We start from the raw sequence: 17,889 nt of genomic DNA, 5'->3' as shown, positions 1-17,889 counted from the left end.
CAATGACGGTACTGGAAGGCTTGTATGTTGACTAACATGGTGCAACGAACAGGGTGGTGATGCGAATGAAAACCGGAATGGACTATTCCACGCGCCGAATGATATTGAACATGCTCAAAATACGCGGATCGTTATCCGTAGGCGAAATGGCCAAGGAGCTTGGCGTTACCGAAATGGCGGTTCGCCGCCATCTGAACACGCTCGAGCGCGATGGACTGATCTCCGCCTCGTTGTCTCGGCAGGCGATGGGCCGTCCGACGAATTTGTATTCGCTTACCCTAGCGGCGGATGAGTTGTTTCCGAAAAATTACCACCATCTGCTGATCGATTTGTTGGATGAGATTGAACAGGACGGCTCGGAATCCGAGGCGGTCGGCAAGCTGTTCGAACGCCGCAAACATAAGCTGCTGCAGAAGTATGCGCCGCGCATGGAAGGCAAAGACTTGGAAGCGCGGGTCGCCGAACTGGCGGATATCCAAAATGCAGGCGGCTATATGGTGGAATGGGAAAAAGACGAACATGGCAGCTTCGTATTCAAAGAATACAATTGCCCGATCACCCAAGTAGCGAACAAATATAATCAAGCTTGTCAGTGCGAACTGGCTTTGTTTCGGGATTTGCTCGGTTCGCCGGTTGAACGGACGGAATGCTTGGCTAAAGGCGGCAACCAGTGTACGTATCGAATTCAGCAAGCTCAATCATGATGCCCGAGCAGCCTACGGCTGCTTTTTTAACGATAAAGAAAGTTTAAGTTCGCTGAAGCATGAAAGCGAAAGAGAACTTTCTTTACCAAGAATAAACTTCCGCTAAAACGCGGTCGCTCATCCTTGAAGGACTTCGATAGAAGTTTTTCTTATTAATAAGAGCATGATTCAGTGACCGGATACCGGTCATTTTTTTTTTGCCTCAAGGTGTGTCAAGTCAAGCCCATGCTACTTATACTGTCAATATGAAATGGGCATTCGTCTAGTCGAAACTACTGCAAGAGGTGAGCCGATGTTAATCGCGTGGAGTGTTGCCTTTATTGCGCTTGCGTTTGGCGTGCTTGTCGTGTTTGCCGTAATGGCTCTGCGTTCTTCCGTCCGGTTGATTCGGGAGACGAAGGAAGGCTTGGAGCAAATGCGGGAGCAGCTAAACGGACTTTCCGAAGAGTCGCTTGGTCTGATTCGAAAGACTACACAGACCGTAGAGCTTGTACACGGACATTTGAAGTCGGCGGAGTCATTGTTCGATTCGGTGGGGAAAATCGGAGAGACCGTGCAGCACGTTACCGATTCGGTGACCAAAGTATCGACGGAAATGTCGGATCGCGCTGTAGAACAGCTCCGGCAGGCGACCGTACAGCAGGAACGTTTCGGCGAAATGCTGGAATGGGCGGAATTCGGCTTCACGATATGGCAGAAATGGCAGACGACAAGACAGACGAATGCGGGGTCTACAACCTCATTCCAGAACGAGAGGAGAAATTGATATGTCGAAGCAAAGAAGAAAAGACTTTTTTATCGGCGCCTTGGTGGGAGGCGTCGTCGGTTCGATCACGGCATTGCTATTCGCGCCTAAATCGGGGCGTGAGCTGCGCAAAGATATCGCAGAGCAAGCGCACAATGTCAGCGAAAAAACGCAGCAGATCGCCCGCAGCGTAGGCGAAACGACATCCGAATGGGCTGAAAAAGCCAAGGATGCCGCAGGCACTGCAATCAGCAATGTCAAAGCATGGCGCCAAGGCAAAAAAGAAGCGGTCGTTACGCTCGAATCAGCCGAATCGGAGACGGAATTGCTGGAAGAAGCAAAGTAATAGTTTTGTCTTGCGTTCAGCAAAAAAAGAGGCTCGCATAAGCTGCGGCCTCTTTCCGTAGATTCTGGTAAGTTCCGGGTCCCCGCAAAGTACCTGAATCAGCTACGAAGTCAGACCCTACTTTGTGGGGTTATTTTCTTACCACTTTCCCGGATCGATGTCTTGCGGACGCAATCCTTTCCAAATGTTTTTAATATACACGTCCTGGGCGCCATGATCAAACACGAGGAACGCCGTCGGCAAATATCTGCCGCCATTGTTGTTGGTCGGCGTATTCACGACTTCATTGTCTTTCACTAGAACGGTGGACGAGCCACCGTCGAGGTTGGCCGCAATGACAGCGCCGTGCTCCAATAAAATGTTCTGTACTTCGTACAGGGTAGCGCCGATGCTGTATGCCGGCTGTCTGCCGTCGATGACGAGGAATAGGATCGAACCGTCTTCCGTTTGGCCCATCGCCGTTCTTGGCGCGATGCCCCAACCTTCGGCTCTGCTCTTGATAAGCCCTTTTCCGTTGACGATTAGACGTGGTTGAAACGTAACAGCTTCGCTAATGTTCATCTTCTTCAGTTCGGACAGCTTGTATTTGCCTGCAATCATTTTGCCGTCTTTGTCGATGCCAACGATCTGCGTTGCTTTCGAACCAACGCCATCGTAATAAACTTCCCCGCCGGAGATCACAAGGCCGATCGGCTGAAATCCATTGCCTTGCCAGTTCGGATCGGCGAATCCGCCGGCATTGACGCCAGCCAGAGCACCCGTGCGTTTGACCATGCTGGCAACTTTTTCGCCGCGACCGACTTTATTCGGAACGGCGACACGAATAGATTTAGGGTCATGAACTGTCATTAAATAACCTTGGAAGCCGTCTCCGGATACTTTTTCAATCTCGATCGGTTCTTTGGACTTATCGGGCTGTGCAGCAGTGTTGATGACATGGTTGTCTTTTTCTTCGCCCATCTTATCAAAATTTGCCCAGTATTCAGCGACGCGTTTATTCAGCTCGTCTTCGCCGATTATATACTTAGCCCAAATCCGGTGCTGCGTTGTAATGAGCGTATCGGCAACCGTATAGCGGAAGCTCTTGCCCCAAGGTGAATAAAACCAAGCGATAAATATAAAAATTCCGATGAACGAAAATAGCGCTGCGTACTTTATGAAACGGAAAAATCCGCCCCGTTTCTTGCGTTTCTTCACGTTGCGCGACGCCGCGCGAGGTGGAATGGACGCGGTCTGCACACGATTGTTCATGATGTTAGGATTCCTTTCTTTTCAGTTTTGGGTTCGGAAAATAGACGAATAAAAAAAGAAAAAAGTTTCACCTTTTTTCTTTGGCAATTTTTATGAGAATAACGTATACAAGCTTCGTTCTTCACGGATAACTTGCTCGAATTCCGGCGCTCGCAAAGGTTTGCTGAAGATGTAACCTTGAATTTCGTCGCATCCGTGTTCCTTCAAGAAGTTCAGCTGTTCCTGGGTTTCTACGCCCTCGGCCAATGTTTTGATTTTCAACTGATGGGACATGGCGATCAAAGCGGTAACGATCGCGGCGTTATCGTCGTCCGTCGTGACGTCTTTAATGAACGACTGGTCGATTTTGAGCGTATGGACGCGGAATCGTTTCAGATAGCTTAAGGAAGAATAACCCGTACCAAAATCATCGATGGAAATTTGAATTCCAAGCATTTTTAATTTGTTCATCGTTTCCGTAATGTAGGAAACATTTTTCATGGCTACGCTCTCGGTAATTTCAAGGCACAGTTGGTTTGGAGGAAGTCCGGTTTCGCGAAGCGCTTCTTGGACGACATGGACGAAGCCGGGCTGCTGGAACTGTTTCACCGATATATTCACGGATACCGTCAATCGAGGGAATCCCATTTGCTTCCATAGTTGATTTTGCATGCATGCTTGTTTCAGCACCCAATTGCCGATCGGCACAATTAATCCGGTTTCCTCAGCGATTGGGATAAATTCCCCCGGAGAAATCGTTCCATATTCGGGGTGATGCCAGCGGACCAGCGCTTCAACGCCGAATACGTTGCCGCTTCGCAGATCGAGCAGCGGGTGATAATAGACGTCGATTTCATTGCGATCCAGTGCTCGGCGCAAATGAAGCTCCAGATTGAGTCTTTCGAGCGACCTGTAATTCATGTCGGCCTGATAACGCTGGAACGTATTGCCGCCTGCTTCTTTGGCGCGGTACATCGCGGTATCGGCATTTTTGATCAGAGTAACGGCATCATCGCCGTCCTGAGGGTACATACTAATCCCAACGCTAGCCGTAACGAGCAGCTCTTGGTTTTCATAGACGAAAGGTTGGCTGAGCAGAGTAGGGATGCCTTTGGCAAAATCAATCGCATCATCGACATGCTCGACATTCGGAAGCAGAATAAGAAATTCATCGCCGCCAAAACGGGCAATGATGCCTTCTTTGCCTACATAATCACGCAATTTTTTGGACAAATATTTAAGAAGCTCGTCTCCGACATGATGGCCTAACGTATCGTTAATGACTTTGGTGCGATCCAGGTCCAAAAACAAGACGGCGAGCGTTTTATTCGATTTATTAAGGTTTTCCAGCGTTTGTTTGAGATGTTCATGAAATAGAGTGCGATTTGGCAAATCCGTGAGCGAATCGTGATAAGCCATATGTTTTATTTTATCTTCGGCACGTTTTCTTTCGGCAACGGCACGAATCGTAGCATACGAACGAAGGAAACGGATATCCTCGTCGCCTTCAGAGGAGACGGCTGGGATCATTTCATTTAATCCTCTATATCCGGATTGGCCGTGAAGCAATAAGTCATCGGCCTCAGTGCTCGATGTGTCTTTAAGCAGTTCTAATATTTTTTCGATGTGTTCTTTTTGAATTCTGGCAGCAGATGCGGCTTTTGTTTTTTTATTTGCAGGATCGCCGAAATATACGACTCCTTTTTTCGGATCGTATTCCTGGACATGATTCATATTCACGATGTTCGTACTGTCAATCATCCGAAATCCATCTTCAAATAGCCATTCTTCAATATTTTCAAATGTCGTATCCAGCACGTATTGACTGTCATGGGTATGTACGACATATTCGCGTTCTTTGATTTTATCGATGCGAACTACTTCATTGGAATCGATGATGAGAACTTCGGATCCTCTCTTGCCGTCGCGGGTTACGGGTAATTTCTGCACTGTTCATCAACTCCATTAAGAAAGGATTGGCTGCTCAGACAAGCATCTAAGCAGCCTTATGTAGCACATTACTTTTTAAGAAGTTCGGCAGGTACTTCTGGACGATGGAACCAGTAGACGCATGCAGGTGCAACGAAAATGGCAGCTAGAAGTACCAGCATGGAATTGGCGGATCTTGAAAGTAATTTTTTCATGTGTCTATGCACTCCTTTCGATTTTTAATAGTGTATAGGCCGCTTTTGTGGTTGTTAATGCTTGAATAATAAAAGCAAGAGACAACAGAGAGCTATGTATGAAAAAGTTTGCGGCTATCAGAATTATGGATGCTACTTTTAACAATGGGTAGTATTTAGGGTTTAAGCGGCTCCTGTTTTCAAAACCGTCAGGTGCATAGATGAAAAGTATGATGATTGAGATTACATCTAGCACAACACCAATATAAAAATAGTCAAATGAAAGATGCGCTATTATGATTAGTGTTACTGCGGAATATATTGTGCAGCTCAAGGAGGAAGCGAGGTGAATTCCGCCACTTAGATTGCGTAATATTGCAAATGATACCATGGCAATAGCACCTTCAAGAAGATGACCGGTTAAAGCACACACAAGAACGACTAAAGCAATCGTTGATACTGTGTTAATTACAATAACAAGAGCAAATTTTAATACAGCTTCGGATGCGGCATTCGTATCGTTGCGCCGAATCGCTTGAGCAAGATGAGTCGCTGATTTATCAATAATATTCATTGATTTTTTAACCTCTCATACCTTTGTTGAATTAGATTTTTATTAATCCGATATGTAACTAAAAAACCTATGATTAAGATTAGCGACATTCCTAATAAAGCAAAAAGTATTGAAGCATTGGTACGATAGGCAAACATAGCGACTTCGATCGTCATGATGAAAATAATAATCGCAATCGATATAAAAATATTATAACCCATTGTTGTTGATTTGAAATGAAAACGCTTCACAACAAACATAAATCCTATTTTTTTAAGCTGCATCCAAGTAATAATGATAGATACAAATAATACAGTTACAAATTGCATGATAACTCCAGGGAGAAAAGCTGACATCATTGTATCTAATGACTCTAATCCCAGAAGATTGTACGATAGAACTAATATTGTCTGGATTATAGTAAAAGTTAAATATCCAGTAAAACATATCAAAGTTGCATATAAGAGGGGCATATTATGTATGAACATCACTAAAACGACATAAGCAACTATGGAAGTTAATATTGCGAAATTTTCTTCGTGGATAACGTATCTCTGAAATAATGAGATCAAAGCAAGAATGGTCGCACTGAGTAGTATCTTCGGCCAACTACTCTTAACAGGAATCCGAAAGATCGAAAAGGAGAGCATAATCAGAGCTGCGAATTCGACCGTAGAGCTCAACATTTTGATGATAGCTTCTGCGTACATGTGAGGCCCCCCAAGTCTTAGGATTTCTTTATTTTTTATATCTATTTTACGCCAATATATAACAATGCAACTATAGTAAAATAGTCCCGGTATTGATAAAAAAATAAGTGAAATGTTTACTATTTTTAATTTTAATATACGAACGATATATATGACAAGAGGGTGTAATGTTTGCTGTTTAAACTTTTTTCGGCGTTTTAATGAAAGTGGGACTAGTTCGTAATGGCTAAATAAACGGAAAATAGAGTAAAAGGTTCGAAAAGAACACGATCTGCGTTCAAAGGCTTCTGACATAGAAATTCCACGAGTGATGTCGAATTTTTGTTGAAACAGCGGTTGAATATAACGGTTATTTATTCTATCAACCGAAATTGGGTCTAAAGAAATATTTTCAAAAGCATATTACATATTATTAGAAATGAATCGTATCAAAATGAATATTAAATTTTACCGCATTCGACAATCGTACAGATCGGTTTCCGAAATCGAGTTCCGGTATTCCGTCGGCGATTGGCCGCACCATTTCTTGAACTGCTTCGAAAAATATAGCGGGTCCGAAAATCCGACAGACGAGGAAACCTGCTCGATCGTCAGCGTACCGGCAAGCAGCAGCTTGGCGCGCTCCATTCGGATCTTGAGCAAATAGTTCATCGGCGACATGCCGGTGTATTGCTTGAACATCTTTGACAGATGCGTACGATGGTAGCCTAGAGATTGCGCCATTTGTTCGATAGATATCGGCTGGGAGTACTGCAGCGTGAGCCAACGGATGGCCTGCGCGACTTGCCGTTCAATTTCGGTACCCGGTTGCTTCTCGTTCGGATGACGATAGCCGGTGTTCTTCGCGTATTCGGCGAACAACAGTCGCATGTAGCCGTCCGATAACAAATCGCAGTTCGCTTGTTTTTCTTTCAGGGTGCGGAAAATCCGGTGAAACAAAGCGGGAATGCGGCGGTTGGCTCCTGTATTCACGATCGGATGAAGTGCCGAAATGCCGAGCGAGCTCATCCACTGATCGACAATACTGCCCTTAAAGCCTACCCAGCGATATCGCCACGGATCGTGTTCGTCCGAAATATATTCACATAGTTCACCGGGAAAAATAAAGAAGCTGTCCCCGGACTGGAGCGTATATTCCTTGCCGAAAGATTGAAATTGCCCTTGTCCGGACATGACATAGTGCACCAAATAATAATCTAGAATCCATGGACCTGCTTTGTGGTTGGGAACTGTTTGCTCCTCGCCCCCGAATAAAACTACAATTTCCCCTTTTGACGGATATGGATTAATTGCAACATGATGCGTAATATCGAGCATAAAACAACCTCCCTTTCACCTATAGATTAGCATGGTCGTGAGAGATCAAGCAACGAGAAACTACATTTGTCCATAAAAAAGTGGTATGTCTCCATGGTCAGCGAATTGCCTCTGACGTATAGTTGGAATGAGCTCATAAACCTACACCAACAATAAACGGGAGGTATTTTACATTGTCTAAAATTACTTTTTTAGGTGCGGGCAGCACGGTATTCGCCAAGAACGTTCTGGGCGACTGCATGATGACCCCTTCGCTGCAAGGTTTTGAAATCGCTTTGTTCGACATTGACATGGAGCGCTTAAAAGACTCCGAGAACATGCTGAACAATTTGAAAAATACGGTAGGCAGCACTTGCGTCATTAAAGCGTATACTGACCGCAAGGAAGCGCTGCGCGGCGCCAAATTCGTCGTAAATGCGATTCAGGTCGGCGGTTATGATCCTTGTACGATTACCGATTTCGAAATTCCGAAAAAATACGGCTTGCGCCAAACGATCGCCGATACGGTCGGCATCGGCGGTATTTTCCGTAACCTGCGCACGATTCCGGTTGTGCTGGATTTTGCGCGCGACATTCAAGAAGTATGTCCTGACGCATGGTTCCTGAACTATACGAACCCGATGGCCGTTCTGACGAACGTCTTGAATACGTACGGCGGCGTGAATGCGGTAGGACTTTGCCACAGCGTGCAAGTCGCGGTTCCCGGACTGCTCGGCAGCCTGGGCATGAGCCAGGAAAACGTTAAATGGAAAATCGCGGGCATCAACCACATGGCTTGGCTGCTTGAAATAACGCAAGACGGAGTCGATCTGTATCCGGAGATTAAACGCCGCGCTGCAGAGAAGCAAAACGAAAAGCATTGGGATATGGTTCGTTACGAGTTAATGCTGAAATTCGGTCATTACGTGACGGAATCTTCCGAGCATAACGCCGAATACCATCCGTATTTCATCAAACGGAATTATCCGGAGCTGATCGAACGCTTCAATATTCCATTGGATGAGTATCCGCGCCGTTGTATCCACCAGATCGAAAGCTGGAAGAACATGCGCGAGGAAATGGTCAACAACAAGAGCCTGGAGCACTGCCGCTCGCATGAATATGCTTCTTACATCATGGATGCGATGGTCACGGACGTTCCGTTCCGCATTCACGGCAACGTGATGAATACCGGCGGACTGATCGCCAACCTGCCGAAAGAAGCATGTGTCGAGGTTGCTTGTCTCGTCGACCGGAACGGCGTAACGCCTACATACGTCGGCAACCTGCCGCCGCAACTGGCTGCGCTCAACCGGACGAACATCAATACGCAGCTGCTTACGATCGAAGCCGCGATTACGCAAAAACGCGAGCACATCTATCACGCGGCGATGCTTGATCCTCACACGTCGGCTGAGCTGTCGATGGACGATATCGTCGCGATGTGCGACGATCTGATCGAAGCGCACGGCGACTGGCTGCCGAAATATAAATAATCGACAAATAAAAACGACAGGCAATGAGGAAGCTTCAACACTTCCCGTTGCTTGTCGTTTTGTTGTTGTCCACGATTCCTTGCGATAAGATCGTGTACATCAGTTCCAGCACGTGTTCGCGGCTCACCGTATCCTGATGTTCCAAGTAATACTGGCATACGCCGTCCAGCATCCGTAATATTCCCGCCGCCGCCATTTCGGCATGGAACGGGCGGATGGGACCCTCCGTTTGCCCGGCCTGCAATATTTCGGCGATAAACTTGATATAATTGCTGCGCAACAGCTTCATTTCATCCAAAATATCGGCATCGATGCCGCTCGACATTTCATTAAAGAAAATTTTCGACATCTCGCTAAACTGTAAATAGAAATTAATATTCGTTTCTAGAATTCGCTTGATTTGTTCGCTTTCGTTTAGGGCAGGGCCCAGATCTTCCTGAACCTGCGTCGTGAGCATAAGCATGCCGTCCGTGACGACGGCCTTGAACAGCGAGGCTTTGCTCGGAAAGTGATAATACAGCGTACCTTTGGCGACATTGGCTGCTTTTGCGATCTCATCCATGCTCGATCGATAATAACCGAGCTCGGAAAATACGGTGGCGGCTGCGCCGATAATTTTATCTTTGCTCAAGTGGGAACCGTCCTTTGACCTTTGAATGAATCATGTTTTGACCTTAAACTGACCGGTCGGTTTTGTAGTAAGTATACAATGAACGACGGTGGAAGGCAATCGCGTCCGTGAAGTTCGGAGTGGCGCAACCTAAAAGCGACCTTTGAATAAACATTTCCCCTCATGGCTAAACTAGGAAAAAAACTAGGTAGGAGAAGGGGATCCAAGTGAAATATACCGGCTTGTTCAAACAGCTTAAAAAGCGGTTGCGCCGTTCAAAACGTCCGCTCTTGACGCTTGGCGCCGTCGCCTTGGTGATCGTTGTCGCATATCTGGTTCAGTCCATGACCGCAAATAAGCCGCCGTGGAACGATCAAGCCACTCTCGAGGCGATGGCGAAGACCGTACCGCAGCAGCATACGAATATCGCCGACTTGCTTGTCCGAAGCGGTGAAAGCAGGAGCGTAATCTTGCTCAAGCAATATGTATGCGGCGCCGAGTCGCAGAAGCTTGGCAAGCTTGATTCGGACGGCATTATAAAGCTGCTGATGGAGCATCCGGAATGGGAAGCGCAGCTTGCAGCAAACGGCGAAGTCGTGATGACGGAGCAGATCCGCGATCTGTCGCCGAAATGCAAGGAAAATGCATATATGAGCCTCGACAAGCAAGGCAATCTTTCTTTGTTCGACGGACCGCCGAAAGACGACAAAGTGCTAAGGACATTTTTCCAGATGAACATCGATCAGTTGGAAAGCAGTCTGCCGCGCGACACGGTCAAAAAGCTGTACAGCGGCATCCGGATCAAAGATTTCGAGGAATACAACAGCGTGTTATCGACATTCAGCGATTACGCGGTTGAAGAAACGGAAAAAGTGATGAGTCCATCTTATTAAATTCAGATTGGAATTCGTTTGAAGTCGCATGCCGTCATCGGCACGCGACTTTTTTCATGATCGGATGCCCCAATTGATTCTATTTCATAGCGTGAACTATTTTTGCTTCATAGGATTCATTCTCATGAGGGCGCCAATCTGGTATAATGAACAGGATACATATGTTCGCTTATTACGGATGGGAGAGAATTGGTTTTGCGTATATTGGGAATCGATCCGGGCGTAGCGATCGTGGGGTTCGGCTTTATCGACAAGCTTGGAAGCAAGCTCGTTCCGGTACAATACGGGTGCATTCAGACCGAAGCACATACGGCTCAGGCGACGCGGCTGCAGCACATTTATGAAGCGATGCTTCAATTAATCGATAAATATAAACCCGATACGATCGGGATCGAGAAATTATTTTTTAACCGAAACGTGACGACAGCGCTTACGGTCGGAGAAGCGCGTGGAGTCCTGCTGCTCGCCGCGGTGCACCGTGGGCTGCCGGTTGCCGAATATACGCCGCTTCAAGTGAAGCAGGCGATTGTCGGATACGGCAAAGCCGAGAAACGACAAGTCCAGGAAATGGTGAAGCTGTTTCTCCATTTGTCCCAAATTCCGAAGCCCGACGACGTAGCCGATGCGTTGGCCGTTGCGATCTGCCACGCGCACTCGTCGACGCTTACTCAAAAAATAAACGAGGTAACGAAAAAATGATCGATTTTCTAAAAGGGCATATTGCCTACAGAGAGCATGAATATATCGTTCTTGACGTGGGAGGGGTCGGATACCGGGTATTCTGCTCCAATCCTTACGCGATTTCGGTAAAAGGCGACGAGCCGGTCACGGTGTACATTCACCACTCCGTTCGCGAGGATGCGATTTATTTGTTCGGGTTCGAAACGCGCGAGGAGCAGACGTTGTTCCGCAAGCTTATTGACGTATCGGGCATCGGTCCGAAGGTAGCGATCGGCATTTTGTCCGGGGGACGCCCGGAGGCGGTCGTTGCGGCGATTCAGCAGGAGAACGTCAACTTCCTGATGAAGCTGCCCGGCATCGGCAAGAAGACGGCGCAGCGCATGATTCTTGATTTAAAGGACAAGCTGGCAGGGCTGCCTGCATCCGGCGGATTGGCGGAAGCGGCAAGCGGGCTGGCGGCACCGGCCGATACAAGGCTTGGTTACGAAGGTTCGGCATGGTTCGAGGCCAAAGAAGCGCTGATGGCGCTTGGTTACACGGAGGCAGAGCTAGACCGCGCTTGGAACGGCATCAAATCGGCCGTGAAACCGGAAGACGGCGCGGATGCGCTCATGAAGCTTGCGCTGAAGGCGCTATTCAACGGGTAGGAGGGCGTCATGGAAGATCGAATCATATCGGCGAATTTGATGATGGAAGACCAGGCCGTGGAATATAGCTTGCGTCCCCGATACTTGACGGAATACATCGGTCAATCGCAAGTAAAGGAAAACTTGAAAATCTATATCGAAGCGGCGAAAATGCGCAACGAGGCGCTCGATCATGTACTGCTGTACGGTCCTCCGGGCCTTGGCAAAACAACGCTGTCGAACATTATCGCCAATGAGCTTGGCGTGAACATTCGAACGACATCCGGTCCCGCGATCGAACGTCCCGGCGATCTTGCCGCTCTACTGACGAACTTGCAGGAGAACGACGTGCTGTTCATCGACGAGATTCATCGGCTTCACCGGACGGTGGAAGAGGTGCTGTATCCCGCGATGGAGGATTTTGCGCTCGATATAATTATCGGCAAAGGACCAAGCGCCCGTTCGGTGCGGCTCGACTTGCCGAAGTTTACGCTGATCGGGGCGACGACACGGGCGGGGCTGCTCTCCGCACCGCTCAGAGACCGGTTCGGCGTTGTCAGCAGACTCGAATATTACACGATTGACGAGCTCGCGTTTATCGTGAGCCGGACGGCGGATATCCTGCAGGTGCGCATCGAAGACGAGGCTGCGAGCGAGGTGGCTCTTCGCTCCAGAGGAACGCCGCGGATCGCGAATCGACTGCTGAAGCGTGTGAGAGATTTCGCACAGGTCCGGGGAGACGGCGTCATTACGAGTCAAATCGCGGAACATGCACTGCGCCTGCTCCAAGTCGATCCGATGGGGCTAGATCTAATCGATCATAAAATGCTGCGCGCCATGATCGCCAATTTCCGGGGCGGCCCCGTCGGTCTGGATACAATCGCCGCGACGATCGGCGAAGAAAGCCAAACGATCGAAGACGTTTACGAACCGTATTTGCTGCAGATCGGCTTCCTGCAACGAACGCCGCGCGGCCGCGTGGCGACGCCGCTTGCCTACCGTCACCTCGGCTTGCCGATGCCGGAACAGCATGGAACGGCGGCTTGGACAGACAATCTGCACGAAAGCTAAGCGATTCCATTCCATATCCGATAATAGAGATAATATTTCCTTCGGGAGAGGAGAGAACGATCGATGACGGATTTATTACGTGCCAAGACAAGCCGTGTCGTGGCAATCGCTGCGATCATGCTTGCGATTGTCGCAAATTGGCTGACGCCCCCGATTGTTGGCGATGAAGCGTATTCGGATTCCATTCGGATCGGATTGTTCGTTGATCTCGGGGCCAAATATAAAGCCGCCGCGCAGACGGTGACGTTATCGTCGGCGACGGGAATACAGCTCGGCGAGGCAGGAGGCGTTACTTGGGTGACGACGAAGGCATCCAAACCGGTACGCGTCAGCTTGGATCAATTCATGGTGCAGCTTGTGGAAACGGGCGATTTGGCGGTTGCGACGAATGTATTCCGCGCCGTGCCGAGCGCTGCTCCCGCAGCGGATCAGCCCTATGTTTTCGCTTTGAACAAGAACGGGAAGACGGTATATCAAGTCGCAGTCGGCCAGTATGCATCCAAGGAAGAAGCGGTTATCGCCAAGGACCGGTTGTTGAAAAATACCGGGCTGTCCGCTCAATTAAAAGGAGCGAAGCCAACGGTCACCGGCTCTTTGCACTGGATTGCGGGTACATATACGACGGAGGCGGAAGCGGAGGCCATCGTTCAGACGGCGGGAAATGCCGGACTTGATGCGTTCGTCGCTTATCGTACGGGAACGGAAGGCGCTCCCTGGTATGCGGCATGGATCGGACAAGCATCCGATACGGACGAGCTTAATGCGATCAAGGCGCAGGTGGTCAAGGCGCTGCCGAACGCCAATTTGCTGCAGCCCGACCCGAATTTGCCCTATATGCTGAAGCGTGACGATCTATCGGCGAATTTAGCCGGCAAAGAGGTAACAACGCATTATTTTGTAAGCAGCGGCGGGCAGAAGATCACGGCGGTTCCTCAGCAGGAAGGAACGATCAAGGTCGCAGAGAGAGCGGCCCGGTCATATCGCGGAGTCATCGAATTAAGTCAATACAACAAGCGGCTTGCCGTTATTAACGAGCTGTTGCTGGAGCAGTATCTGTACTCGGTGGTCAGCACGGAGATGGGTACGAAATGGCCGGTCGAGGCGCTTAAGGCGCAGGCGGTCGCTTCCCGAACGTATGCGATGAAGCAGGGCAACAAATATCAGATCGCCCATCTCATCGACGGTACGCTGAACCAAGCTTATAACGGCATCGGCGTCGAGAAGCCGGATGTGGTGGCCGCCGTCGACGCAACTCGCGGCGAGGTCATCATGAACGACGACGGGTTGATCGAAGCGGTTTATTCATCCAACAGCGGCAAAAAAACCGCGGATCCGACGGAGGTATGGGGCAATCCGGCAAGTTATCTAGGCAGCGTGTCAAGTCCTGACGAAATCGCGGAGAAGAACTTGCCGACCTGGCATCGCGTCGTGTTATCGAACGGCAAAACCGGATACATTCGCGGCGATTTGCTGAAAGACAGCGGCGAACAAACGTCGACAGGTTTCCCGGTTATGATCGTGCAAACCGATGCGACGAATGTCAGACCAATGCCCTACGCGCCTGCAGCGGGTTCGACGGCAAACGCGCCGGTCGACAAAGTGAACAAGGGGGATCGCGTCGTCTCGTTCGAACAGACCGTGGAGTCGAACTCGTATAGTTGGATTCGCGGACCTTATGATCCGAAGCAGCTGCTCTCGACGTTGAACGGCAAGGTCAAAACAAAAATCGCCGATCCTCTGCTCTCGCTGGTTGTAACCAAACGCGGCCCGTCGGAGCGGGTAACCGAGATTACCGCGAACGGCAAGATCGCCGACGTGGCGTACCCGGACTTGTTCCGTTCCGCTTTGAATGGGCTGCCGAGCACCCGATTTGAAATCGATGCGATGGGCAGTTATACTATACTAGGCGCAGACGGGGCAACGAGGCAGCTGCCGGAGCAGAACGGCACGCTATATATCCAGGGCGGCGCGGGAAGTGACGGAAAGGCGCAACCATTGCCGTCGGATTCGATGTTTTTCATGAATGGCACGGGCGAGATTCGACTCGCTTCGACTACGCCGTTGTTTCGATTTGTCGGATTCGGCAACGGACATGGAATCGGGATGTCGCAATGGGGAGCCCGGGGACTGGCCGATTTAGGGTATGACTACCGGAAAATTTTGCAATACTACTATAAAGATGTCAGCATCGTTAAGGACTGAACGGAATGAATGTCAACGAATTCGATTTTGATTTGCCTGAGCATTTAATCGCTCAGACGCCTCTAGCGGACCGAACGAGCTCAAGGCTCCTTACGTTGAATAAAACAACGGGAGCAATTGAGCATGGGCATTTCGAGCAATTGCTGGATTATGTCAAGGCAGGCGATACCCTTGTATTAAACGATACAAGGGTGATCCCCGCCAGACTTTTTGGCGTCAAGGCGGACACAGGTGCTAAGGTAGAGCTGCTGCTGCTGCAAAACTTGGGCGACAACCGATGGGAAGCGCTCGTTCGACCGGGCAAGCGGGTAAAGAGCGGTGCAGTCTTATTATTTGGCGGCAGTGCCGAAGAGGAAACCGAAGAAGGCGATACGGGCAAGCCGCTCCTTCAAGCCGTTGTGGAATCCGAAGGCGAAATGGGCAGCCGTATTCTTCGCTTTTCATATGAGGGCATTTTTAACGAAATTCTCGACCGGCTCGGGCAAATGCCATTGCCTCCTTATATCAAAGAGCAGCTGCAGGATAAGGAAAGATACCAAACGGTTTATGCCAAGCACGAAGGATCGGCGGCAGCGCCAACGGCGGGATTGCATTTCACGAAGCCGTTTCTTGCAGAGCTGCAATCCAAGGGAGTTCAACTCGCTTACGTTACGCTGCATGTCGGGCTTGGAACATTCCGTCCCGTCGGCGTAGATACGGTAGAAGAGCATGTAATGCATTCGGAATTTTATACGATGTCCGCGGAAACGGCTTCCTTGCTGAACGAAACGAAACAACGCGGCGGGCGCGTAATCGCGGTCGGGACAACTTCGTGCCGGACGCTGGAAACGGTTGCGTCGAAGTTCGAGCCCGGGAAGCTGGAAGCAAGCCAAGGCTGGACGGACATTTTTATTTATCCCGGCTACTCCTTTAAGCTCGTTGACGCACTGATCACGAACTTCCATCTGCCGAAATCGACGCTTGTCATGCTCGTCAGCGCATTGGCCGGCAAGGAACCGATTCAGCGCGCATATCGCGAGGCGATCGAACGGGAGTACCGGTTCTTCAGCTTCGGCGACGCCATGTTGATTTATTGAATTATATATAAGGATGCGATTACAGATGGCCATAACGTACGAACATATTAAAACCTGCAAGCAATCCGGCGCCCGTCTCGGCCGCGTGCATACGCCGCACGGCGTGATCGACACGCCGACGTTCATGCCCGTCGGAACGCAAGCGACGGTCAAAACGATGAGTCCGGAAGAACTCAAGCAGATGGATGCGCACATTATTCTAAGCAATACATACCATCTGTTTCTGCGTCCCGGCCACGATCTGATCAAGGAAGCGGGCGGCCTGCACAAGTTCATGAACTGGGATCGGCCGATTCTGACGGACAGCGGCGGGTTTCAAGTATTCAGCTTAAGCAATTTCCGCAAAATTTCGGAAGAAGGCGTTGAATTCCGCTCCCATCTGAGCGGGGACAAGCTGTTTATATCCCCGGAGAAGGCAATGGAAATCCAGAACGCGCTCGGCTCCGACATTATGATGGCATTTGATGAATGTCCGCCCTATCCCGCGGAATACGATTATGTCAAGAAATCGACCGAGCGGACGAGCCGTTGGGCGGAGCGCTGCCTGAAAAGCCATGCAAGACCTAACGATCAAGGCTTGTTTGCGATCGTGCAGGGCGGCATGTTCGAGGATCTGCGCAGACAAAGCGCTGCGGATTTGACTTCCATGGATTTCCCGGGGTATGCTATTGGTGGATTGAGCGTAGGCGAATCGAAGGAGCTCATGTACGAAGTGTTGAATTATACGGTGCCTTTGCTGCCGCATAACAAGCCTCGTTACTTGATGGGCGTTGGTTCACCCGACGCATTGATCGAAGGTGCCATTCGCGGCGTCGATATGTTTGATTGCGTATTGCCGACCCGGATTGCCCGCAACGGAACCACGATGACAAGCATGGGGCGTCTCGTCGTCCGAAACGCACAGTACGCGCGGGATTTCGGTCCGCTTGATCCGAATTGCAGCTGTTATACGTGCACTCATTATTCACGCGCTTATTTGCGGCATTTGATCAAAGCAGACGAAATGTTCGGCTTGCGCCTGGCGACGTACCACAACCTGCACTTCTTGCTTCAGCTGATGCGAGATGTGCGGCAAGCGATCCGCGAAGATCGTCTTCTCGATTTCCGCGATCAGTTTTTTGCACAATACGGCCTGAACGATAACAACAGGGGCTTTTAGAAAGGGGGGATTGCAATGTGGAATTTAGCAGCTGATCCAGCGGCATCGCCCGGCGGCGGCATTTGGGGCATGATTTTGCCGTTTGTGCTTATGTTCGTCGTGTTTTACTTCTTGCTCATCCGCCCGCAGCAGAAAAAACAAAAAACGCGAGCTTCGATGCTGAACCAATTGAAGAAAGGCGATAAAGTCGTGACCATCGGCGGATTGCACGGCACGATTATGGAAATTACGGACGACGTCGTCGTATTGCGCGTCAACGATGTGACGAAGCTGACCTTCGACCGTTCCGCGATTAACGCTATCGAGTCGTCGAAGACCGAAGAGACGAAAGAAACCAAGGAAGCCGTCAAAGAGTCTAAATAAGTACA

At 49.5% G+C, this 17,889-nt stretch carries 19 protein-coding genes; 12 read left to right on the top strand and 7 right to left on the bottom strand.

The annotated features are described in order from the left end of the window. Positions 1 to 65 precede the first annotated feature (65 nt). From AC0LWM_RS01240 to AC0LWM_RS01230, 3 genes are all read left to right on the top strand, one after another. Positions 66 to 704 carry a helix-turn-helix transcriptional regulator gene (locus tag AC0LWM_RS01240; protein ID WP_474673080.1) on the top strand — a complete coding sequence of 213 codons (639 nt, stop codon included), beginning with the start codon at positions 66 to 68 and terminating at the stop codon, positions 702 to 704. A 292-nt stretch (positions 705 to 996) separates the two neighbouring features. After that, positions 997 to 1,470 (top strand): DUF948 domain-containing protein, encoded by a 474-nt coding sequence (locus tag AC0LWM_RS01235; protein ID WP_474673079.1) that lies wholly within the window; start codon positions 997 to 999, stop codon positions 1,468 to 1,470. 1 nt (position 1,471) lies between these two features. Further along, a complete protein-coding gene (locus tag AC0LWM_RS01230; RefSeq protein ID WP_474673078.1) occupies positions 1,472 to 1,795 on the top strand; it encodes a YtxH domain-containing protein in 324 nt (107 codons plus the stop codon). 138 nt (positions 1,796 to 1,933) lie between these two features. Here the strand turns inward: AC0LWM_RS01230 and AC0LWM_RS01225 are convergent, their stop codons facing one another. The 6 genes from AC0LWM_RS01225 to AC0LWM_RS01200 all read right to left on the bottom strand — a co-directional run bounded on the left by AC0LWM_RS01225 (position 1,934) and on the right by AC0LWM_RS01200 (position 7,728). Further along, the gene (locus AC0LWM_RS01225; RefSeq protein WP_474673525.1) at positions 1,934 to 3,034 is read right to left on the bottom strand and encodes a phosphodiester glycosidase family protein; all 1,101 of its coding nucleotides are present in this window, start codon (positions 3,032 to 3,034) and stop codon (positions 1,934 to 1,936) included. A gap of 102 nt (positions 3,035 to 3,136) precedes the next feature. Then, the gene (locus tag AC0LWM_RS01220) at positions 3,137 to 4,975 is read right to left on the bottom strand and encodes a putative bifunctional diguanylate cyclase/phosphodiesterase (protein WP_474673077.1); all 1,839 of its coding nucleotides are present in this window, start codon (positions 4,973 to 4,975) and stop codon (positions 3,137 to 3,139) included. 68 nt (positions 4,976 to 5,043) lie between these two features. After that, a complete protein-coding gene (locus AC0LWM_RS01215) occupies positions 5,044 to 5,169 on the bottom strand; it encodes a cyclic lactone autoinducer peptide (protein WP_474673076.1) in 126 nt (41 codons plus the stop codon). 4 nt (positions 5,170 to 5,173) lie between these two features. Then, positions 5,174 to 5,722: an accessory gene regulator ArgB-like protein gene (locus tag AC0LWM_RS01210; protein WP_474673075.1), complete on the bottom strand. Its 549-nt coding sequence runs from the start codon at positions 5,720 to 5,722 to the stop codon at positions 5,174 to 5,176. Further along, positions 5,719 to 6,411 carry a hypothetical protein gene (locus AC0LWM_RS01205; RefSeq protein ID WP_474673074.1) on the bottom strand — a complete coding sequence of 231 codons (693 nt, stop codon included), beginning with the start codon at positions 6,409 to 6,411 and terminating at the stop codon, positions 5,719 to 5,721. Before AC0LWM_RS01205 ends, AC0LWM_RS01210 begins: the two co-directional genes overlap by 4 nt. A 447-nt stretch (positions 6,412 to 6,858) precedes the next feature. Next, positions 6,859 to 7,728: an AraC family transcriptional regulator gene (locus AC0LWM_RS01200; RefSeq protein WP_474673073.1), complete on the bottom strand. Its 870-nt coding sequence runs from the start codon at positions 7,726 to 7,728 to the stop codon at positions 6,859 to 6,861. 173 nt (positions 7,729 to 7,901) lie between these two features. Between AC0LWM_RS01200 and melA the strand changes: the two genes are divergently transcribed. Next, a complete protein-coding gene (gene melA, locus AC0LWM_RS01195) occupies positions 7,902 to 9,203 on the top strand; it encodes an alpha-glucosidase/alpha-galactosidase (protein ID WP_474673072.1) in 1,302 nt (433 codons plus the stop codon). A gap of 34 nt (positions 9,204 to 9,237) precedes the next feature. Here melA and AC0LWM_RS01190 read toward each other — a convergent pair whose 3' ends face one another. Continuing rightward, positions 9,238 to 9,834, bottom strand: coding sequence for a TetR/AcrR family transcriptional regulator (locus AC0LWM_RS01190; RefSeq protein ID WP_474673071.1), 597 nt, complete (start codon positions 9,832 to 9,834; stop codon positions 9,238 to 9,240). Positions 9,835 to 10,040: 206 nt separating this feature from the next. Between AC0LWM_RS01190 and AC0LWM_RS01185 the strand changes: the two genes are divergently transcribed. The 8 genes from AC0LWM_RS01185 (at position 10,041) to yajC (ending at position 17,884) form a co-directional block, all read left to right on the top strand. After that, on the top strand, positions 10,041 to 10,706 hold the full coding sequence (locus tag AC0LWM_RS01185; protein ID WP_474673070.1) for a BofC C-terminal domain-containing protein: 666 nt from the start codon (positions 10,041 to 10,043) through the stop codon (positions 10,704 to 10,706). Positions 10,707 to 10,901: 195 nt separating this feature from the next. Continuing rightward, positions 10,902 to 11,405: a crossover junction endodeoxyribonuclease RuvC gene (gene ruvC / locus AC0LWM_RS01180; protein WP_474673069.1), complete on the top strand. Its 504-nt coding sequence runs from the start codon at positions 10,902 to 10,904 to the stop codon at positions 11,403 to 11,405. Beyond that, a complete protein-coding gene (gene ruvA, locus AC0LWM_RS01175) occupies positions 11,402 to 12,034 on the top strand; it encodes a Holliday junction branch migration protein RuvA (RefSeq protein WP_474673068.1) in 633 nt (210 codons plus the stop codon). Before ruvC ends, ruvA begins: the two co-directional genes overlap by 4 nt. Positions 12,035 to 12,043: 9 nt before the next feature. Beyond that, complete coding sequence (gene ruvB / locus AC0LWM_RS01170) at positions 12,044 to 13,084, top strand: Holliday junction branch migration DNA helicase RuvB (protein ID WP_474673067.1); 1,041 nt, start codon at positions 12,044 to 12,046, stop codon at positions 13,082 to 13,084. A gap of 63 nt (positions 13,085 to 13,147) precedes the next feature. Continuing rightward, positions 13,148 to 15,286, top strand: a complete 2,139-nt coding sequence (locus tag AC0LWM_RS01165) for a SpoIID/LytB domain-containing protein (protein ID WP_474673066.1) — start codon at positions 13,148 to 13,150, stop codon at positions 15,284 to 15,286. Positions 15,287 to 15,291: 5 nt separating this feature from the next. Then, positions 15,292 to 16,362 carry a tRNA preQ1(34) S-adenosylmethionine ribosyltransferase-isomerase QueA gene (queA, locus tag AC0LWM_RS01160; protein ID WP_474673065.1) on the top strand — a complete coding sequence of 357 codons (1,071 nt, stop codon included), beginning with the start codon at positions 15,292 to 15,294 and terminating at the stop codon, positions 16,360 to 16,362. A gap of 25 nt (positions 16,363 to 16,387) precedes the next feature. Continuing rightward, positions 16,388 to 17,521 carry a tRNA guanosine(34) transglycosylase Tgt gene (gene tgt / locus AC0LWM_RS01155; protein ID WP_474673064.1) on the top strand — a complete coding sequence of 378 codons (1,134 nt, stop codon included), beginning with the start codon at positions 16,388 to 16,390 and terminating at the stop codon, positions 17,519 to 17,521. A gap of 15 nt (positions 17,522 to 17,536) precedes the next feature. Then, entirely contained in the window at positions 17,537 to 17,884 is a 348-nt protein-coding gene (gene yajC, locus AC0LWM_RS01150; RefSeq protein ID WP_474673063.1) for a preprotein translocase subunit YajC, read from the top strand. Positions 17,885 to 17,889: the final 5 nt, after the last annotated feature.

The organism is Paenibacillus sp. sgz302148 (assembly GCF_056120465.1).
Note: the sequence above shows the minus strand (reverse complement) of the source record. Positions and strands in the feature narration are given on the sequence as shown.

What these genes read in the sequence shown, in the direction of transcription:
- AC0LWM_RS01240 (WP_474673080.1), top strand. Translation starts at nt 66, where the DNA reads ATGAAAACCGGAATGGACTATTCCACGCGCCGAATGATATTGAACATG.
- AC0LWM_RS01235 (WP_474673079.1), top strand. Translation starts at nt 997, where the DNA reads ATGTTAATCGCGTGGAGTGTTGCCTTTATTGCGCTTGCGTTTGGCGTG.
- AC0LWM_RS01230 (WP_474673078.1), top strand. Translation starts at nt 1,472, where the DNA reads ATGTCGAAGCAAAGAAGAAAAGACTTTTTTATCGGCGCCTTGGTGGGA.
- AC0LWM_RS01215 (WP_474673076.1), bottom strand. Translation starts at nt 5,169, where the DNA reads ATGAAAAAATTACTTTCAAGATCCGCCAATTCCATGCTGGTACTTCTA.
- AC0LWM_RS01210 (WP_474673075.1), bottom strand. Translation starts at nt 5,722, where the DNA reads ATGAATATTATTGATAAATCAGCGACTCATCTTGCTCAAGCGATTCGG.
- AC0LWM_RS01205 (WP_474673074.1), bottom strand. Translation starts at nt 6,411, where the DNA reads ATGTACGCAGAAGCTATCATCAAAATGTTGAGCTCTACGGTCGAATTC.
- AC0LWM_RS01200 (WP_474673073.1), bottom strand. Translation starts at nt 7,728, where the DNA reads ATGCTCGATATTACGCATCATGTTGCAATTAATCCATATCCGTCAAAA.
- ruvA (WP_474673068.1), top strand. Translation starts at nt 11,402, where the DNA reads ATGATCGATTTTCTAAAAGGGCATATTGCCTACAGAGAGCATGAATAT.
- ruvB (WP_474673067.1), top strand. Translation starts at nt 12,044, where the DNA reads ATGGAAGATCGAATCATATCGGCGAATTTGATGATGGAAGACCAGGCC.
- AC0LWM_RS01165 (WP_474673066.1), top strand. Translation starts at nt 13,148, where the DNA reads ATGACGGATTTATTACGTGCCAAGACAAGCCGTGTCGTGGCAATCGCT.
- queA (WP_474673065.1), top strand. Translation starts at nt 15,292, where the DNA reads ATGAATGTCAACGAATTCGATTTTGATTTGCCTGAGCATTTAATCGCT.
- tgt (WP_474673064.1), top strand. Translation starts at nt 16,388, where the DNA reads ATGGCCATAACGTACGAACATATTAAAACCTGCAAGCAATCCGGCGCC.
- yajC (WP_474673063.1), top strand. Translation starts at nt 17,537, where the DNA reads ATGTGGAATTTAGCAGCTGATCCAGCGGCATCGCCCGGCGGCGGCATT.